We start from the raw sequence: 17,380 nt of genomic DNA, 5'->3' as shown, positions 1-17,380 counted from the left end.
ACAGACTATTCCTGGAATAAGGTTTCGATATTCAGCCCCTGGTGAGTGACGATTTCACGCAGGCGACGAAGAGCCTCTACCTGAATTTGCCGCACTCGTTCGCGGGTTAAACCAATTTCTTTACCTACATCCTCCAGCGTCGACGGCTCATAGCCTAACAGGCCAAAACGTCGGGCTAACACTTCGCGTTGTTTAGCATTAAGTTCATCCAACCAAATCACCAAATGCTGACGAATATCAGCATCCTGTAATTCAGTTTCAGGGCCTAGTTCTTTTTCATCCGCCAATACGTCAAGCAACTGCTTCTCTGATGAACCGGGAACCGGAGTGTCCACTGAAGTAATTTTTTCGTTCAACTTCAACATTTTGCGAACTTCTTCAACCGGCCTGTCTAAGGCTGCTGCAATTTCCTCAGGTGTCGGCTCATGATCGAGTCGTTGTGATAACTCGCGGGCGGCACGCAGATAGATATTCAGCTCTTTGACCACATGAATAGGCAAACGAATGGTTCGGGTCTGGTTCATGATGGCCCGTTCTATGGTTTGGCGGATCCACCAGGTGGCATAAGTTGAAAAACGGAAACCGCGTTCAGGATCAAATTTTTCCACGGCCCGGATCAGGCCCAGATTGCCCTCTTCAATCAGATCCAGCAAAGCTAAACCACGATTAATATAACGGCGGGCAATTTTCACCACTAAACGTAAATTACTTTCAATCATACGTTTACGGGCTGCTTTGTCGCCTTTGAGCGCAAGGCGGGAAAAATACACTTCTTCTTCGGCGGATAATAAGGGGGAAAAACCAATTTCTCCCAGATAAATCTGGGTCGCGTCCATAGCACGCTGGTTATCATTAGGGGTAAATACGTCTTCAGTAGTATTGTCTTCTTCCGCTGCCAAAGCAGCTAAATCTGGTTCGGCACTGTCGTCATCCACTAAACTAACATCACTAATATCATCCGTTAATTCGGCTTCTTTAAATTCTATTACATCATCGTCATCTTTATGGCCCATATCCTTCTCCCACTTCTACAAGCTTTGGGTATCACCTGAACTGCTTGGTATCCCTACCTTTTGCCCTTTCGGGGTGATGTTTTTTTATTATTGTATTTAATTATTTAAGTATCGTTTTGGGTCTACAGTTTTACCACGAAAACGGATCTCAAAATGCAACCGAACTGAGGGTGCATCTGTATTGCCCATTTCGGCTATAGTTTGTCCACTTACGACAGTATCACGCTCCTTCACCAATAATTTCCTGTTATGAGCGTAGGCACTTAAAAAGTCGTCATTGTGACGAATAATCACCAGATTGCCGTAGCCTCTTAGTGCATTACCCGCATAAACCACTTCGCCCGCTGCTGCTGCTTTTATAGGAGTACCTGCTTTTCCTCCTATATCCAATCCTTTGTTACCATGTTCAGCGTTGGAAAACCCCGCCAGTATAGGTCCGCGAACTGGCCATGCCCACCGCACTTTTGAACTAGAAACAGCACTCGTCGCTGAAGTTGCATTTTCCTTTACTGTCCGGTTCTGAACATAACCCGTTTGATTGTTACGCGCAATAGCTTTGTTAGGACTTGTTAATTTATCTTGAGTTTGTTTCGGAGTCTTTACAGCACTGGTCGTGTTTTTTTGGCCTTTTAACGCCAAAGCAGGCTTTCCAGACGCTGGATATGTTGCATAATTATTAACTAAATGTATTCTCTGCCCTACCAAAATACGATAAGGTGGCGCAATATTGTTTTGTTTTGCCAGCTGACGGTAATCCACACCTGCGCGGAATGCGATGGAATAAAGCGTGTCACCCGGCTGCACTACATGCGAAGAACCGGGCTCTCCCTGAGGATATTTTTTATAATAGTTTTTGATGTCATTGAGTGTAGTGACAGGCGCTGGTGATTCTCTTGAGCTACAAGCGCTTAAGAAAAACACCAGACAACACAGACAAAAAGATTTCATTAATTAGCGATAGACCAAATACAAAACACCGCCAAGTGCTACTGTGCCCCAGCCAAGCCAGTCAACTATATCCCGCAGTTTTTGCTGCATTTTTTCACCGCCCCAGTACATCAATCCAGCCACCAGAAAGAAACGACTGGCTCGACCGACAAAAGAAGCAATGACAAAAGGCAAAAATGCCATATTCATTAAACCAGCGCCTACGGTAAATAGCTTGTAAGGAACAGGCGAAAAACCAGCAATGAATACCACCCAAACCCCATAGGTTGTAAACCAATGTTCTACTTTGGCAAAGGTTTCCTGATAGCCCATATATTCAACTACGGGCAACACGACGGGTTCATATAACCACAATCCGAGGAAATAGCCGCAAATACCACCCAATACTGAGAACAAAGTCGTCACCCAGGCAAATCGCCAGGCCTTTTCTGGTTGAGCAAGCGCCATAGGAGCCAGCATTACATCAGGTGGAATAGGGAAAATGACGGATTCAGTAAAACTTAAACCTGCTAAATAACGTTCAGCGTGGCGATGCCTGGCCCAGACCAGAGCTTTGTCATACATCCATTGAAAAATTTTCAACTACATTGTCCTTATTAATTACGCCAGCTCGCCTGGCACTAATGGCACAAAACGTACCGCCTCAACGTCTTTCTGTTCAAAGGTATCACCTACACGAGTAAATACCCTTAATACCTGTTCCTGAGCCCCAACAGGGATCACCAGTATCCCACCTTCATCCAGTTGTTGTAGCAAGGCTTGTGGCACTTGATGAGGTGCCGCTGTGACTATAATACAGTCAAAAGGAGCTTTGGTTGCCCATCCAAGCCAACCGTCACCATGTTTCATAGACACATTATGCAAGTCCAGCTGCTGCAAACGACGCTTGGCTTGAAACTGCAACGACTTTATACGCTCTACACTACAAACTTGTGAAAATAAACGCGCTAATACCGCGGTTTGGTAACCTGAACCAGTACCGATTTCCAGTACTTTTTGACATTGTTGCGATTGCAGCAGTAACTCTGTCATTTTCGCCACTATATAAGGCTGTGAAATGGTTTGCCCTTGACCTATGGGCAAAGCGGTATTTTCGTAGGCCTTGTGTGCCAGCACAGCTTCAACGAATAAATGCCGTGGAGTTTGTGCTATAGCAGCTAACACTCTTGAGTCCTGAATGCCATCTTGCTGAAGTTTCTGTGCCAATACCGCGGCACTGCGATGGGTCACTACAGCCATAACTTAACACTCAATTCCATCTAACCAGTCCGTTAACAATTCCATACTACGATAAGCAGTCATATCCACATGCAAAGGGGTAATTGAAGCAAAACCCTGAGCGACGGCATAAAAATCAGTGCCCGGGCCTGCATCGAGCTCTGGCCCTAAAGAGCCGTACCAATAAATGGCTCTCCCCCAGGGATCAGTTGAACTTTGCATAGTTTCAGCTTTATGGCGCCGGCCTAAACGAGTCACCTGAATACCTTTGAGTTGTTCTAAGGGGATAGCAGGAACATTAATATTTAAGATTTGATCTGCAGGCAGAGGGTGAGATTTAAGCTTTTTAATCACCTGAACAGTCACATAGGCAGCTGTAGCAAAATGCTGCTCATCTCGCCCGGCCAAAGAGACAGCAATAGCAGGTAAACCTAAATGCCGGCCTTCTGTCGCTGCAGCCACTGTGCCTGAATACAATACATCGTCACCTAAATTAGCGCCGTGATTAATACCAGCTACGACCAGATCTGGTGTATCAGCCAATAACTGACTAATAGCCAAATGCACGCAATCTGTTGGTGTGCCATTGACTGCAATAAAACCATTGTCCAGTTGTTGTGTACGTAAAGGGTTAAGCAAGGTCAGTGAGTTACTGGCGCCGCTGCAATTACGATCCGGTCCTACCGTAGTTACTTCTGCAATTTCAGATAAGGCCTGCTGCAATACCTGTATACCTTTAGCATATACGCCATCGTCGTTACTCAATAAAATCCGCATTCATCACCCGCCGTCGCCATAAAATCGATTAATCCAAAGTGGCGTAATTACGCTGTACGTCCTGATAATCCACCAGCTCTCTTAGTACAGAGGTAGCAAAACAACCAGAATAGAGTTTAAAGCTAATTTTTACATTTTGGCCCTGTACTTCGGCCTTTAAATCTTTCGGCAACACTCTGATACTGCGCCGTTCTGCCCTGACATTCAGTTGTGCCAGTTTGTTGACCCAATGCTGCCATTGCGTCAGACTCTGTTGCTCAAAGGTCAGCGCTTCTGCCGCAATTAAAGGCTCACCTAAGCCTGGTAAACCTGCTGTTGGGTGAATGTCGGCATCCAGTAATCGTTGTTTTAAGGTCTCATCAATTTCAGGCACTTTAAAAATTGAGCCTGAACCATCCAGCTGTACCACTTCGCCTTTAAGAAGCTGATTAAAAGTGCCAGCTTTGACACGGGCATCGACCTGTAAATTAAACAAAAATGAACGGCTGGCCGACAATGCTAAACCTCGAATTTTGCGGTCCTCAATACCGCCACCGGAAAACAGCTGCTCGGCTAGACGTAAATTGCCGCCCTGAATGCCAAAACGTTGTTCGCCGTAATAATTCGGCACGCCTTGTTTCACCAACTCCAGTCGCTTTAGCAGCGCTGGAATATCGCTGACATCGCGCAACGTCAGGCTAAACTCATTGTATTTTATCGAGCCTAATTTTAAGCGGCGCTGATGTCGTATGCTGTCGAGAATTTTGACGCCTTCGATGTTCCACTCTTGCCAGTTTAATTCTTGCTTAATGGGCACAGGTAAACAAAACCACTGACGGGTAACGGCGTGTCGGTCTTTTAACCCGGCATAACTGACCTGGCGCGCTTTACAGCCAGCTAATTCAGCCAGCAGTTTGGCGACATACTGAGTATTCTGGCCAATTTTTTCCACCAATAGCAGCATATGTTCGCCAGCACCGGTGGGCGTAAAGCTAAGCTCTTCATGCACAATAAAATCATCAGGTTGTACACGCAATAAAGCGGTCGTTTCAGGCTGACCATATAAATAACTTAAGCTTGGCAGCTGTACTGTATTTTGCATCAGGATTTCACCAACAGCACTACCGCTTCAACAGCTATGCCTTCTTTACGACCAACAAAACCCAGTTTCTCTGTTGTAGTCGCTTTGACATTGACTTGCGATAAACCACAGACCAGATCCTCGGCAATACAGGCGCGCATCGCATCGACATGAGGAGCCATTTTTGGTGCCTGAGCCATAATAGTCACATCCAGATTACCGACTTCGTAACCCAAAGCTTTGACATCAGCAAATACTTTTCGCAACAAAATACGGCTGTCTATACCTTTAAAGGCCGCATCTGTGTCAGGGAAATGATGACCAATATCCCCTAAAGCCATAGCGCCTAACAATGCATCGGACACAGCATGTAACACCACGTCGCCATCTGAATGCGCCAGTAAACCTTGTCCGTAAGGTATTTTTACGCCACCTAAAGTAATAGGGCCTTCGCCACCAAAAGCATGCACATCAAAACCATGACCAATACGAAACGGCATCATACAGAATGCTCCAGATAAAAAGTGGCCAAAGCTAAATCTTCAGCCTGAGTAATTTTGATATTGTCAGAATGGCCCTGCACTAACTGGACAGGCCATCCGGCCCATTCCATAGCGCTGGCCTCATCGGTAATAGCCACGCCCTGAGCTAAAGCTCGTTGCAACGCCTCTCTGAGTAAAACAGTCGGAAATAGCTGTGGCGTGTAGGCATGCCATAAAGTTGTGCGATCCACGGTTTGCTTTACAGTGTTCTCAGCTGTAGCGAGCTTCATTGTATCCCGTACTGGCGTAGCTAAAATACCACCCTGTTCATTTTGCAGACAGCACTGAATTAACAACTCAATATCGCTGACTCGCACTACAGGCCTGGCGGCATCATGCACCAGAACCCAGGGGTACTGCTGTGCATCAATCTGAATTAAAGCATTGAGCACAGAATTAGCCCGCTCGCTTCCGCCATCCACTCGTTGAATTTGTCGGTCAGCGGCTAAAGGTAGGTCGGGAAAATAAGGATCGTCCGGGCTTAGCGCCAGATAAAACTGCTGTAAAGCAGGAACTTGTTTTAAGCGATGCAGAGTTTGCTCCAGCACAGTCAGACCACAAAGTGGCAGGTACTGCTTGGGCTTATCCGCTTTCATTCGTTTGCCAACACCAGCGGCCGGGATCACAGTCGCAATAGCAGGAATAGCGGTCATTTTTTATCCAGCGGGGTAATAATCCGAAAAAATACTTCGTCTTGTCCGATCAAACCTAATTCGTTGCGGGCGCGCTCTTCAATCGCATCCAGCCCTATTTGCAGGTCAGTCACATCTGCTTTAAGCAATTTATTGCGTTTCGCCAGGACCTCATTTTGTTGTTCCATCTTCGCCAATTCAGTTTTATGCGCCCAATACTCCATCACGCTATGCTGGCCAAGCCATAAGCGGTGCTGAAGTGCTGCAAGCAGTATAAATAGCAGTAAAACTAACAGGCGCATAACGAACCAAAAAATAAATACACAATAGTATTATGAAGCTTATCGGCCTGACTGGAAAGCCCTAATAAAGCCGAAAACAAAGGCTTGCTGCGGAAAAAAGCGGCTTAAGGTTGAAAAGGTTTAGCGAAGTTCTGCCAATTCAGCCGGCTTGCCAACAATAATTCTCTTAAACTCAGCACTCGTGGGCTTTTGCGCTCGCCGTTTAGCCATTGATGACCGCAACAAGCTGCCGTCATTAAGCTTTTTGTCGGCTTAAGCAGGAATTTATCACTGTTTTCGTCAGTAAGAGGGGTGCCGTTAAAACTAAACCAGCCATGTTCGTTACAGTGTAACCTTTGCCCTGCCAAATCAATTTCATCCACTGAATCCAGCCAGACGGTTTCCTGCGACTGCTGGTTTTGGTACACAGGGACTAATAAAGCCAGTTTGTTGTGTTTCAAATAAAACTGTTCAATTTGCTCTATGCCCTGCTCTTTGGCCGGACATTGTGGACTTTGGCGTCCCATCCAACTGGCATTCTGGCTATCGATTTCAAGCGGAGATTTATGCGACAAAATACTGCTGGCAGCGCGGCGGATATAAAAAGGTAAACTGGCGATTTTTTTAGGAAGACCAGCTAAAAACTCGGGGGCAGTTTTGGCATAACGCATCAACTCCCGTTCATACAAAGCATTACAAAGCTCTGTATAAGTCAGGTCCTGCGCCGGGCCATGCCACAGCTGATGTTGATCGGCTGAATGTTTTTTCATCCGTTGATGGTAATCAAGGGAGCAAAACCAATCAAGGGGTCTGAATGACAGACCCTGACCCCTTGTTCAGTTTATCTGGCCTGGCTTACACCTGACCTTTAATTTCTACGCGGCCACGATACGGCGCTTTAGCACCTAACTCCTGCTCAATACGCAGTAATTGGTTGTACTTAGACACGCGGTCTGAACGGCATAAAGAACCTGTTTTGATTTGACCAGCAGCTGTACCTACAGCTAAGTCAGCAATAAAGGAATCTTCAGTTTCGCCTGAACGGTGTGAAATCACTGCAGTGAAACCCGCGTCTTTTGCCATTTTAATAGCGGCTAAAGTTTCAGTTAAACTACCGATTTGGTTAAATTTGATCAGGATGGAGTTACCAATGCCCTGCTCAATACCACGGGTCAGGATCTTGGTGTTAGTCACGAATAAATCGTCGCCCACTAGCTGGATTTTATCGCCCATTTTATTGGTCATGTCTTTCCAGCCATCCCAATCCGACTCGTCTAAGCCGTCTTCAATAGAAATGATAGGGAAACGACTGGCTAAACCGGCCAGGAAGTCATTGAATTCATAAGAAGTGAATTCTTTGCCTTCGCCAGACAGTTTGTATTTACCATCGACATAAAACTCAGAGGCAGCACAGTCTAAGGCTAAAGTGATGTCTTTGTTCAGCTCATAACCAGCTGAAGCCACTGCTTTAGAAATCACAGTTAAAGCTTCTTCGTTTGATTTCAGATCCGGAGCAAAACCACCTTCATCACCTACAGCTGTGTTTAAGCCCTGGCTGTGCAGTTCTTTTTTCAGCTGGTGGAAAATTTCGGCGCCCATACGCAGAGCTTCAGCGAAAGTTTTAGCGCCCACAGGCTGCACCATAAACTCCTGAATATCAACGTTGTTATCCGCATGCTCACCACCGTTGATGATATTCATCATAGGTACTGGCATGGAATACAGGCCAGGTGTGCCGTTTAAGTCAGCAATGTGCTGATACAGTGGGATTTTTTTGTCAGCAGCAGCTGCGCGGGCTACAGCTAAAGACACAGCCAGAATAGCGTTTGCGCCTAATTTAGACTTAGACTCAGTGCCGTCCAGGTCGATCATGATCTGGTCCACTTCAGCTTGTTTATAGGCACTTTTACCCAGTAAAGCGGCTTTGATTGGGCCATCGATATTGGCTACTGCAGTACGCACGCCTTTACCCAAATAACGGCTTTTATCGCCATCACGCAGTTCTAAAGCTTCACGGGTACCGGTAGAAGCACCTGATGGCGCACAGCCACGCCCCATGGCACCACTGGCCAGGAAAACGTCGGCTTCTACAGTTGGGTTACCGCGTGAATCCATGATCTCACGGGCGATAATATTGACGATCTCAGACATGTAAATCCCCTTATATGCTGCATAAACAAAAGCCGGACTGTGAGGCCCGGCTTTAATCAAATTAAACGAGTTGCTGTTTCTGATATTTATAAGCGGCGGCCACGAAGCCCTGGAATAACGGATGTCCGTCACGTGGCGTTGAGTTAAATTCCGGATGGAACTGCCCCGCCACAAACCATGGGTGTGTAGGTATTTCAATCATTTCAACCAGCTGGTTGTCCGCCGACAAACCAGAGATCTTTAAGCCAGCCTCTTCGAGCTGAGCAACATAGTTGTTGTTCACTTCGTATCTGTGACGATGACGTTCGCTGACGATGTCGCTGCCATAGATCTCGCGGGCCTTTGTATTGGCTTTGAGGTTACAGTTTTGGCTGCCCAAACGCATAGTGCCGCCCATATCAGACCTGTCGGTCCGCTGTTCAACATTACCGTCCGAGTCCAGCCATTCTGTGATGAGACCCACCACAGGGTAAGGCGTGTTCTTATTAAACTCTGTCGAGTGTGCGTCTTTCATACCTGCTACGTTACGGGCATATTCAATCAACGCCACTTGCATACCTAAACAAATACCAAGGTAAGGCACTTTGTGTTCACGGGCATAACGGGCGGCCATAATTTTACCTTCCACGCCACGTTCACCAAAACCACCAGGCACCAGAATAGCGTCTACAGTGCCCAAAATATCTGTGCCTTTGCTTTCGACATCTTGCGAATCAATGTATTTGATATGCACAGTTAAACGGTTTTTTAAACCAGCATGGTTTAAGGCTTCGTTGACTGATTTATAAGCGTCCGGCAATTCAACATACTTACCCACCATACCTACTGTGATTTCACCAGTCGGGTTGGACTCCTGATACAACACCTGTTCCCACTCGGTCAGGTCAGCTTCAGGGCACGTCATATGGAAACGGCGTACTACTAATTCATCCAGACCCTGTGATTTTAACAGCGCAGGAATTTGGTAAATGCTGGACACGTCTTTTAATGAAATAACGGCACGTTCTTCCACATTGGTAAAGAGTGCAATTTTAGCGCGCTCGTTGGATGGAATAGCACGGTCAGAACGGCAAACCAGAATATCAGGCTGAATCCCAATAGAACGAAGCTCTTTCACAGAATGCTGAGTAGGTTTGGTTTTAATTTCACCGGCAGTGCCCAGATATGGCACTAAAGTCAGGTGCATAAACATGGCGCGTTCGCGGCCAATTTCAGTCCCTAACTGACGAATAGCTTCCAAAAATGGTAAGGATTCGATATCACCTACAGTGCCACCAATCTCTACGATAGCGATGTCGTAGCCTTCGGCGCCTGCAATCACACGACTTTTGATTTCATTGGTGATATGAGGGATCACCTGAATAGTGGCGCCTAAATAATCACCACGGCGCTCACGACGTAAAACGTCTGAGTAAATACGGCCTTGAGTGAAGTTATTACGTTTGGTCATTTTGGTGCGGATAAACCGCTCATAGTGACCTAAATCGAGGTCGGTTTCTGCACCGTCTTCTGTGACGTACACTTCACCGTGTTGAATAGGGCTCATGGTGCCCGGATCCAGGTTGATGTACGGATCCAGTTTAAGGATGGTCACTTTCAGGCCACGGGCTTCTAAAATAGCAGCTAAGGATGCTGCAGCAATGCCTTTACCTAAGGATGAGACAACCCCACCCGTCACGAAGATGTATCTTGTAGTCATGAGACCCCTGAGACGCCATTGGCAATAAAGAATTTACGAACTTAGGACGGGGGGAAATTATAACAAAGGGCGGCTTGTCGCTCAATCAAAAGGCTGGATAAAAACAGAATAAATCAATAAAGCGCAATTATGGGCTTAGATTTTGGCTAAAAACGATAAAACAAAGGCAGCTTGCGCTGCCTTTGTTGGGTACCTGTTACGAACCCTGTTTATCGCTATGACGCATATGCGGGAACAGAATGACGTCACGGATACTTGGCGCATCGGCCAGTAACATCACCAGACGGTCGATACCAATACCCTGACCTGCAGTTGGAGGTAGACCATGTTCCAAAGCTGTGACGAAATCTTCGTCGTAGTACATGGCTTCATCATCACCGGCTTCTTTTTGCGCAACCTGTTCACGGAAACGTTCAGCCTGATCTTCAGCATCGTTTAATTCGCTAAAACCATTGCCTAATTCACGACCACCGATAAAGAACTCAAAACGGTCAGTGATTTCCGGATTGTGATCATTACGACGGGCCAGCGGAGAAATCTCAGCCGGGTACTCAGTGATAAAAGTAGGTTGTTGCAGCTTGGTTTCGACCAGCTCATCAAAGACTTCCATCAGAATACGGCCATGGCCATAGTTGGCTTTGACTTCAATGCCTAACGACTTAGCCAATTCAGCCACAGCTTCACGGGTCGTTAACTGCTCAATTTTCACTTCAGGGTTGTAGTGCAGAATAGATTCAGTCACTGACATACGGGCAAAAGGTTTGCCGAAGTCAAACAGGTTGCCCTGATAAGGCACTTCAGTGGTGCCCAGCACAGACTGCGCCAGACCACGGAATAACTCTTCAGTGATATCCATTAAGTCGTTGTAATCGGCATAAGCCCAGTAGAATTCCAGCATAGTGAATTCTGGGTTATGACGGGTGGAAACGCCTTCGTTGCGGAAGTTACGGTTCAGCTCAAATACTTTTTCAAAACCACCGACCACTAAACGCTTTAAATACAGCTCTGGTGCAATACGCAGGAACATTTGCATATCCAGCGCATTGTGGTGCGTCTCAAAAGGACGAGCCGAAGCACCACCTGGAATGCTTTGCAGCATTGGGGTTTCTACTTCTAAGAAGCCTTTGCTGTTAAAAAACTGACGGATATAGGCCACAGTTTTTGAACGGATTAAAAAGGTTTTGCGTGACTGATCGTTCACAATCAAATCTAAATAACGCTGACGGTAACAGGCTTCCTGGTCAGTTAAACCGTGGAATTTGTCTGGCAGTGGACGCAAGGCTTTGGTCAGTAAACGGATTTCGTCTAACCACACCGTCAGCTCACCGGTCTGAGTTTTAAACAACACACCGCTACCGCCTATGATGTCGCCTAAATCCCATTTCTTAAAGCCTTCTTCGTATACATCACCTGGCAAACTTTTCAATGCAGCATACAGCTGAATTTTGCCGCCAACGTCTTGAATAATGGCGAAGCTGGCTTTACCCATAACTCGGCGAAACATAATCCGGCCGGCCACAGTAACGCGAACTTTTTTCTCTTCCAGCTCTTCTTTGCTCAGATGCTCGTACTGGGCATGGATCTGATCGGAAGTGGCATCACGGCGAAAATCATTTGGAAATGGGTTACCCAGTTCACGTAATCCGGCCAGCTTATGTTTACGCTCAGCAATCAGTTTATTGACGTCCTGATGTTCTTCAATAGGAGTATTCTGTTCAGACATGATAAGTTCCTGATTTTACACTGAATTATAAACCGGCTTTTAAGCTGGCTTCGATAAATTTGTCGAGATCGCCGTCCAATACCGACTGGGTATTGCGGGTTTCAACGCCTGTGCGTAAGTCTTTAATACGCGAGTCATCCAGCACATAAGAGCGGATTTGACTGCCCCAGCCGATATCCGACTTGGTGTCTTCCAGTGCTTGTTTTTCGGCGTTTTGTTTTTGCAGTTCAAACTCATACAACTTGGCGCGTAACTGCTTGTAGGCGTTATCGCGGTTTTTGTGTTGTGATCTGTCGTTCTGACACTGCACCACAATATTGGTCGGTAAGTGAGTAATACGCACCGCTGAGTCGGTTCTGTTGACGTGCTGACCACCAGCGCCTGAAGCACGGTAGGTATCTATCCGTAAGTCGGCCGGGTTGATTTCGATTTCAATATCGTCATCCACTTCTGGTGACACAAACACGGATGCAAAAGACGTATGGCGACGGTTGCCTGAGTCAAACGGGCTTTTACGCACTAAACGGTGTACACCAGTTTCAGTACGTAACCAGCCATAAGCATATTCGCCGGTAAATTTGATGGTACAACCTTTGATGCCTGCCACGTCGCCGTCTGTCACTTCGTATAACTCAGGTTTAAAGCCTTTGGCTTCGCCCCAACGCAGATACATACGCATTAACATGCTGGCCCAGTCCTGAGCTTCTGTACCACCAGAACCAGATTGAATATCCAGGTAACAATCGCTTGGATCGCTTTTGCCCGAAAACATACGACGGAATTCCAGCTTCGCCAGCTGTAATTCTAAATCGGCCAGTTCAGCCTGAGCCTCGAGAAAGGTATCTTCGTCTTCGGCTTCAACCGCTAACTCCACTAAGCCAGCCACGTCTTCCAGGCCCTGATCCAGTTTGTCTATGGTGCCGACAATCTGTTCCAGCGCTGAACGTTCTTTACCTAATGCCTGTGCATTTTCGGGGTTGTTCCAGACGGCAGAATCTTCCAGCTCACGGCTGACTTCTTCTAGCTTTTCTTTTTTGGCGTCGTAGTCAAAGATACCCCCGAAGCACATTGGTGCGTTCAGTCAGGTCTTTAATGGCGTTGTATACCGGATTTACTTCAAACATGATTTAAGGCGCTTAGAAAAAAATTGGTGGCGATTGTAGCAATTTTTCCGCAGACATGCAGCCATCCCGACGATTTTCTGTTGAAAGAGTTGGACAGGATCCTGCACTGGCTTTGCAACATAAGCTGTGCAGGATCCGTTTAGCATGGAACTAACAGATTTTTTCAATCAACCGGACAATCAACTGCACAGACTGCTGGTCACGGTAGTCGTTGATATCGAGCTGATAAGCCACGCGGATTTTTTTGACGTTGGCATCAGGCCAGGCTTTGTTGTCGGCATTAAACCAGATGGCATCGACCAGATTACCATCACTGGACTCCAGCATCAGTTTCAGGTGTTTATCCGCCAGCAGACGTTGTTGGCGTATGATAAATACCCCTTCAAATACCGGCTCAGGAAAAGCTTGCCCCCAAGGTCCAGCCTGTTGTAACAGCTGGGCAAAAGGTACAGACAAACAATCACTGCTCAAATCTCCGTCAGTAAAGAGTACTGCGGTCAAAAGCTCAGGGGTTAGATACTTTTTGGCGACAAAATTCAGCGCCAGCTTAAAAGTTTCAAACCGCTCTTCGGCAATAGTTAAACCAGCCGCCATGGCATGGCCACCAAACTTTTTAATCAGGCCTGGGTATTGGGTAGAGACTTCATCCAATAAATCGCGAATATGCAGGCCGGGAATAGAACGGGCTGAACCTTTCAGCTCGCCTGCATCGCCTTGTGCAAACACCAGTACAGGTCTGTGGTATTGCTCTTTAATCCGGCCAGCCAGAATACCTATCACGCCCTGATGCCAATCGCTTTGATACAAACACAAGGCATCAGGCAACTCTTCAGCAGCAAAAGACAGACGCTGCAGATAAGCTTGCGCTTCCTGCTGCATGCCCTGCTCTATTTCACGGCGCTCAACGTTTAAACTGTCAAGCTCCGCGGCGTACATACGGGCGCGGGGCAAATCAGGCGCTAATAAACAGCTGATACCAAGCCCCATATCGTCTAAACGCCCGGCAGCATTTAAGCGCGGCGCTAAGGCAAAACCAAAATCCTGGGCTGTCAGTTTCTCCGCTTTACGGTTGGCAACATCCATCAGTGCGACAATACCTGGTCTTGCTTTACCGCTACGAATACGTTGTAGGCCTTGATACACCAGAATTCTGTTATTGGTATCCAGTGGCACTACATCAGCAACTGTGCCTAAAGCCACCAGATCCAATAGATCAGCTAAATTAGGTTCAGGCTGAGTTTCAGTAAAATAACCTTGAGTACGAAGTTCAGCACGCAGCGCTAACAACAGATAAAAGGCCACCCCTACACCAGCCAGCTGCTTACTGGGAAAGTCACAACCCGGCTGGTTTGGATTGACGATAGCGTCAGCATCCGGTAGTTCATTGCCAGCTAAATGGTGGTCTGTGACCAGCACTTTCACGCCCATTTTTTTCGCCAGCGCTATACCGTCTATCGCTGAAATACCATTGTCGACAGTCACTATCAGCTGAGCGCCCTGAGCCACAGCAATTTCTGCCATCTCGACAGACAAGCCATAACCGTATTCAAAACGGTTGGGCACCAGATACTCCACATGCTTAAAACCCAGGCTTTTTAAGCCGGTCAGCAAAGTGGCTGTGCTGGTGGCACCGTCGGCATCAAAGTCGCCAACTATGACAATGTGCTGTTGCTGCTGCAACGCATCAACCAACAAAGCAACGGCAGCAGTCATGCCTTTAAGCAAAGTAAAAGGCAGTAACTGAGCGGCACCTCGCGCCAGTTGCAGTGAGCTTTCAATACCGCGGCTGGCGTAAATACGCTGGATCACCGGGTGGTACTGCGCCAATTCAGACGAAATAGCCGGCACAGACCGGCGTTGTATTGCTTTAGTGATACTCAAACTGAAACCTGCTTAGGGCGCTTCTTGACTCAAGGTGGCAGCTAATGCTGCTGCTGGTTGGTATCCTGGAATTAAACGACCATCAGGTAGAATTAATGCCGGAGTACCATTGATACCAAAGCTCTGGCCAAGTTCATACTGCTGAGCCACAGTGTTCTTGCAACTGGCTTGTTTTACCGCTTTACCGGCTTTACCGTCAGTCATCGCCTGTTGGGTGTCTTTCGCACACCAGATGGATTGCAATTCATCGTAAGTCGCAGACTGTATACCACCCCGAGGGAACGCCAGATAACGCACTGTAATACCAGCTTTGTTCAGGTCGGCCATTTCATTATGTAACTTACGGCAATAACCGCAACTGGTGTCAGTAAATACATGCACCACGTATTTTTCATCAGCCGCTTTAAACTCAATTGCTGAGTCGTTAAATTCTTTAACACCCGCTTTACGGATATCTTTCAGAATGTCTTCATTCACCAGCTTTTTGGTTTTTAAATCGTAAATATTGCCCTCAAACAGATACTGCTTATTTTCTGACATAAAAAATAAGCCTTTGTCGGTTTGTACCTGCAACATGCCTGGCACTGTCGATTCAGCTACAGCTTTGACATTTAAACCCACTTCAGAGAAGGCTTTATTCACTTCAGGCAAACTGACCTGAGCTGTTAATCCGGTACTTAAAAAGGCAGCCATTACGGCGAGGTAGCTAAACTTCTTCATCTGTATTTCCTGAACCCAAAGCTAGCCTCTGGGATGATGTTGTTGATGTAAACTTTGTAAACGGGCTTGCGCCACATGGGTATAAATTTGGGTGGTCGATAAATCGCTATGCCCCAATAACAGCTGTACGACCCGCAAATCTGCGCCATGATTCAATAAATGAGTGGCAAAAGCATGCCGTACCGTATGCGGTGACAACTCTGCACTAATGCCCGCCACTTTGGCATAAAATTTAATCCGGTGCCAGAAGGTTTGTCGGGTCATTTGTTGCCCTCTACTACTTGGAAAGACTACATCACTCTGTCCATCAAGCAGCAAGCCACGTCCTTGTCTCAGGTAATTGTCTAGCCACTCCACTGCAGTTTCACCCAAAGGGACCAGCCGTTCTTTTTTACCTTTGCCTGTCACCCTGACCAAACCTTGGCGCAGATTTATTTGCTGTAAGGTTAAACCTACCAGCTCCGAGACTCGGAGACCGGCTGCGTAGAGAATTTCTAACATCACTTTGTCACGAAATTGAATTAAATCGCTGACATCAGGCGCGGAAAGCAATAAATCCACGTCATGCTCGGACAAAGTCTTAGGTAGAGAGCGGCCAATTTTTGGATTAAACACCTCGGATAATGGATTTTCTCTGATTTGTTTAGTTTTATGCAGGTGTCGATAAAAACGTCGCAAACTGCTTAAGGTTCTGGAGGTGCTACGTGGACTAAAGCCCTGATCCACCCGAAACGCCAAATAGCTGTTGAGCAACATTTGATCAACAGAGACCAGTTGCTGTCCCTGTTGCTGCAAAAATAATGCGAATTTCGTTAAGTCTGTGCCATAAGCACTTAACGTATGTTCGCTGACACCTTTATCCAGCCAGATCTGGTCTAAAAAGGCCTTTATCAGTTGTTGTTCTGAAACGGCCAACACTAGCGCCACGTATCTGCTCCCGGGTTAATTTACTTTGCCTGACTTTGTTGATTTCGACGCTTCTGCTACACTGCAGCCCACAGAAAATGCTGAGTCCCATCAGATGAAAATTGGTCTTTTTTACGGCTCTACCACCTGCTACACAGAGATAGTGGCAGAAAAAATTCAAGTGCTTTTAAGCGCCGACCCGAGCATGCCTGATGGCAGCAGTGTAACACTTCATAATATTAAAGATCAGCCTCTGACACGAATGACTGACTATGATTTGCTGATATTAGGCATATCAACCTGGGATTTTGGTGAGTTGCAGGAAGACTGGGAAGCACACTGGGACGACATCAAAAGTGTTGATTTAAGCGGCAAAATTGTTGCCATTTACGGCATGGGCGATCAACTGGGTTATGCAGAGTGGTTTCAGGATGCCGTGGGAATGCTGCATCAAGCCATAGCACCACAAGATTGCATTCGCATTGGTTTCTGGCCTGTTGAGGGCTATGACTTTATCGCTTCTAAGGCAACAACAGCAGACGGTACCTTGTTCTATGGTTTAGCATTAGATGAAGAAAATCAGTATGACCAAACAGACCAGCGTTTGAATACCTGGCTCACCCAATTAATGAGCGAATTAATAGCACTGTAACTTAAAAACTTGGCAAAAAATTAAAATGGGGTCACCCATTAGCCTCTCGGTGT

General features: G+C 46.6%; 18 protein-coding genes. 1 reads left to right on the top strand and 17 read right to left on the bottom strand.

Features of this window, described 5'->3' with window-relative positions:
- Positions 1 to 5: 5 nt before the first annotated feature.
- The 17 genes from rpoS to xerD all read right to left on the bottom strand — a co-directional run bounded on the left by rpoS (position 6) and on the right by xerD (position 16,696).
- Entirely contained in the window at positions 6 to 1,013 is a 1,008-nt protein-coding gene (gene rpoS / locus EMM73_RS10235; protein WP_127686336.1) for an RNA polymerase sigma factor RpoS, read from the bottom strand.
- A 96-nt stretch (positions 1,014 to 1,109) separates the two neighbouring features.
- Positions 1,110 to 1,934 (bottom strand): peptidoglycan DD-metalloendopeptidase family protein, encoded by an 825-nt coding sequence (locus tag EMM73_RS10230; protein WP_261373378.1) that lies wholly within the window; start codon positions 1,932 to 1,934, stop codon positions 1,110 to 1,112.
- A gap of 30 nt (positions 1,935 to 1,964) precedes the next feature.
- The gene (locus EMM73_RS10225; protein ID WP_127686334.1) at positions 1,965 to 2,543 is read right to left on the bottom strand and encodes a YqaA family protein; all 579 of its coding nucleotides are present in this window, start codon (positions 2,541 to 2,543) and stop codon (positions 1,965 to 1,967) included.
- A gap of 18 nt (positions 2,544 to 2,561) precedes the next feature.
- Positions 2,562 to 3,200 carry a protein-L-isoaspartate(D-aspartate) O-methyltransferase gene (locus tag EMM73_RS10220; protein WP_127686333.1) on the bottom strand — a complete coding sequence of 213 codons (639 nt, stop codon included), beginning with the start codon at positions 3,198 to 3,200 and terminating at the stop codon, positions 2,562 to 2,564.
- Between the two features lie 3 nt (positions 3,201 to 3,203).
- Complete coding sequence (gene surE / locus EMM73_RS10215) at positions 3,204 to 3,956, bottom strand: 5'/3'-nucleotidase SurE (protein ID WP_127686332.1); 753 nt, start codon at positions 3,954 to 3,956, stop codon at positions 3,204 to 3,206.
- A 28-nt stretch (positions 3,957 to 3,984) separates the two neighbouring features.
- Positions 3,985 to 5,037: a tRNA pseudouridine(13) synthase TruD gene (truD, locus tag EMM73_RS10210; protein WP_127686331.1), complete on the bottom strand. Its 1,053-nt coding sequence runs from the start codon at positions 5,035 to 5,037 to the stop codon at positions 3,985 to 3,987.
- Positions 5,037 to 5,516 (bottom strand): 2-C-methyl-D-erythritol 2,4-cyclodiphosphate synthase, encoded by a 480-nt coding sequence (ispF, locus tag EMM73_RS10205; protein ID WP_127686433.1) that lies wholly within the window; start codon positions 5,514 to 5,516, stop codon positions 5,037 to 5,039. Before ispF ends, truD begins: the two co-directional genes overlap by 1 nt.
- Complete coding sequence (ispD, locus tag EMM73_RS10200; RefSeq protein ID WP_127686330.1) at positions 5,516 to 6,211, bottom strand: 2-C-methyl-D-erythritol 4-phosphate cytidylyltransferase; 696 nt, start codon at positions 6,209 to 6,211, stop codon at positions 5,516 to 5,518. The genes ispF and ispD overlap by 1 nt, the downstream gene beginning before the upstream one ends.
- Positions 6,208 to 6,492 carry a cell division protein FtsB gene (gene ftsB, locus EMM73_RS10195; protein WP_127686329.1) on the bottom strand — a complete coding sequence of 95 codons (285 nt, stop codon included), beginning with the start codon at positions 6,490 to 6,492 and terminating at the stop codon, positions 6,208 to 6,210. The genes ispD and ftsB overlap by 4 nt, the downstream gene beginning before the upstream one ends.
- A gap of 104 nt (positions 6,493 to 6,596) precedes the next feature.
- Entirely contained in the window at positions 6,597 to 7,241 is a 645-nt protein-coding gene (locus EMM73_RS10190; protein WP_127686328.1) for a hypothetical protein, read from the bottom strand.
- An 85-nt stretch (positions 7,242 to 7,326) separates the two neighbouring features.
- Positions 7,327 to 8,622, bottom strand: coding sequence for a phosphopyruvate hydratase (eno, locus tag EMM73_RS10185; protein ID WP_127686327.1), 1,296 nt, complete (start codon positions 8,620 to 8,622; stop codon positions 7,327 to 7,329).
- A 61-nt stretch (positions 8,623 to 8,683) separates the two neighbouring features.
- A complete protein-coding gene (locus EMM73_RS10180; RefSeq protein ID WP_127686326.1) occupies positions 8,684 to 10,321 on the bottom strand; it encodes a CTP synthase in 1,638 nt (545 codons plus the stop codon).
- A gap of 196 nt (positions 10,322 to 10,517) precedes the next feature.
- On the bottom strand, positions 10,518 to 12,044 hold the full coding sequence (gene lysS / locus EMM73_RS10175; protein WP_127686325.1) for a lysine--tRNA ligase: 1,527 nt from the start codon (positions 12,042 to 12,044) through the stop codon (positions 10,518 to 10,520).
- Between the two features lie 25 nt (positions 12,045 to 12,069).
- Positions 12,070 to 13,168, bottom strand: a protein-coding gene (prfB, locus tag EMM73_RS10170; protein ID WP_186435181.1) for a peptide chain release factor 2 whose coding sequence is annotated in 2 segments (ribosomal slippage) — positions 12,070 to 13,092 and positions 13,094 to 13,168 — 1,098 coding nt in all. Because the reading frame shifts where the segments join, the coding sequence is not laid out codon by codon here.
- A gap of 150 nt (positions 13,169 to 13,318) precedes the next feature.
- Positions 13,319 to 15,049, bottom strand: coding sequence for a single-stranded-DNA-specific exonuclease RecJ (recJ, locus tag EMM73_RS10165; protein ID WP_222422644.1), 1,731 nt, complete (start codon positions 15,047 to 15,049; stop codon positions 13,319 to 13,321).
- 12 nt (positions 15,050 to 15,061) lie between these two features.
- Positions 15,062 to 15,769, bottom strand: a complete 708-nt coding sequence (gene dsbC, locus EMM73_RS10160; RefSeq protein WP_127686323.1) for a bifunctional protein-disulfide isomerase/oxidoreductase DsbC — start codon at positions 15,767 to 15,769, stop codon at positions 15,062 to 15,064.
- Between the two features lie 21 nt (positions 15,770 to 15,790).
- Positions 15,791 to 16,696 carry a site-specific tyrosine recombinase XerD gene (gene xerD, locus EMM73_RS10155; protein WP_127686322.1) on the bottom strand — a complete coding sequence of 302 codons (906 nt, stop codon included), beginning with the start codon at positions 16,694 to 16,696 and terminating at the stop codon, positions 15,791 to 15,793.
- A 94-nt stretch (positions 16,697 to 16,790) separates the two neighbouring features.
- Between xerD and fldB the strand changes: the two genes are divergently transcribed.
- Positions 16,791 to 17,327: a flavodoxin FldB gene (gene fldB / locus EMM73_RS10150; RefSeq protein ID WP_127686321.1), complete on the top strand. Its 537-nt coding sequence runs from the start codon at positions 16,791 to 16,793 to the stop codon at positions 17,325 to 17,327.
- The last annotated feature ends 53 nt before the right edge of the window (positions 17,328 to 17,380 follow it).

Source organism: Rheinheimera sediminis, assembly GCF_004005375.1.
Taxonomy (GTDB): domain Bacteria; phylum Pseudomonadota; class Gammaproteobacteria; order Enterobacterales; family Alteromonadaceae; genus Pararheinheimera.
This window is presented reverse-complemented; position numbering and strand designations above follow the sequence as displayed.

Excerpts from the sequence above, each read along its gene's own strand:
- rpoS (WP_127686336.1), bottom strand. The coding sequence starts at position 1,013 with ATGGGCCATAAAGATGACGATGATGTAATAGAATTTAAAGAAGCCGAA.
- EMM73_RS10220 (WP_127686333.1), bottom strand. The coding sequence starts at position 3,200 with ATGGCTGTAGTGACCCATCGCAGTGCCGCGGTATTGGCACAGAAACTT.
- surE (WP_127686332.1), bottom strand. The coding sequence starts at position 3,956 with ATGCGGATTTTATTGAGTAACGACGATGGCGTATATGCTAAAGGTATA.
- truD (WP_127686331.1), bottom strand. The coding sequence starts at position 5,037 with ATGCAAAATACAGTACAGCTGCCAAGCTTAAGTTATTTATATGGTCAG.
- ispF (WP_127686433.1), bottom strand. The coding sequence starts at position 5,516 with ATGCCGTTTCGTATTGGTCATGGTTTTGATGTGCATGCTTTTGGTGGC.
- ispD (WP_127686330.1), bottom strand. The coding sequence starts at position 6,211 with ATGACCGCTATTCCTGCTATTGCGACTGTGATCCCGGCCGCTGGTGTT.
- ftsB (WP_127686329.1), bottom strand. The coding sequence starts at position 6,492 with ATGCGCCTGTTAGTTTTACTGCTATTTATACTGCTTGCAGCACTTCAG.
- EMM73_RS10190 (WP_127686328.1), bottom strand. The coding sequence starts at position 7,241 with ATGAAAAAACATTCAGCCGATCAACATCAGCTGTGGCATGGCCCGGCG.
- eno (WP_127686327.1), bottom strand. The coding sequence starts at position 8,622 with ATGTCTGAGATCGTCAATATTATCGCCCGTGAGATCATGGATTCACGC.
- EMM73_RS10180 (WP_127686326.1), bottom strand. The coding sequence starts at position 10,321 with ATGACTACAAGATACATCTTCGTGACGGGTGGGGTTGTCTCATCCTTA.
- lysS (WP_127686325.1), bottom strand. The coding sequence starts at position 12,044 with ATGTCTGAACAGAATACTCCTATTGAAGAACATCAGGACGTCAATAAA.
- dsbC (WP_127686323.1), bottom strand. The coding sequence starts at position 15,769 with ATGAAGAAGTTTAGCTACCTCGCCGTAATGGCTGCCTTTTTAAGTACC.
- fldB (WP_127686321.1), top strand. The coding sequence starts at position 16,791 with ATGAAAATTGGTCTTTTTTACGGCTCTACCACCTGCTACACAGAGATA.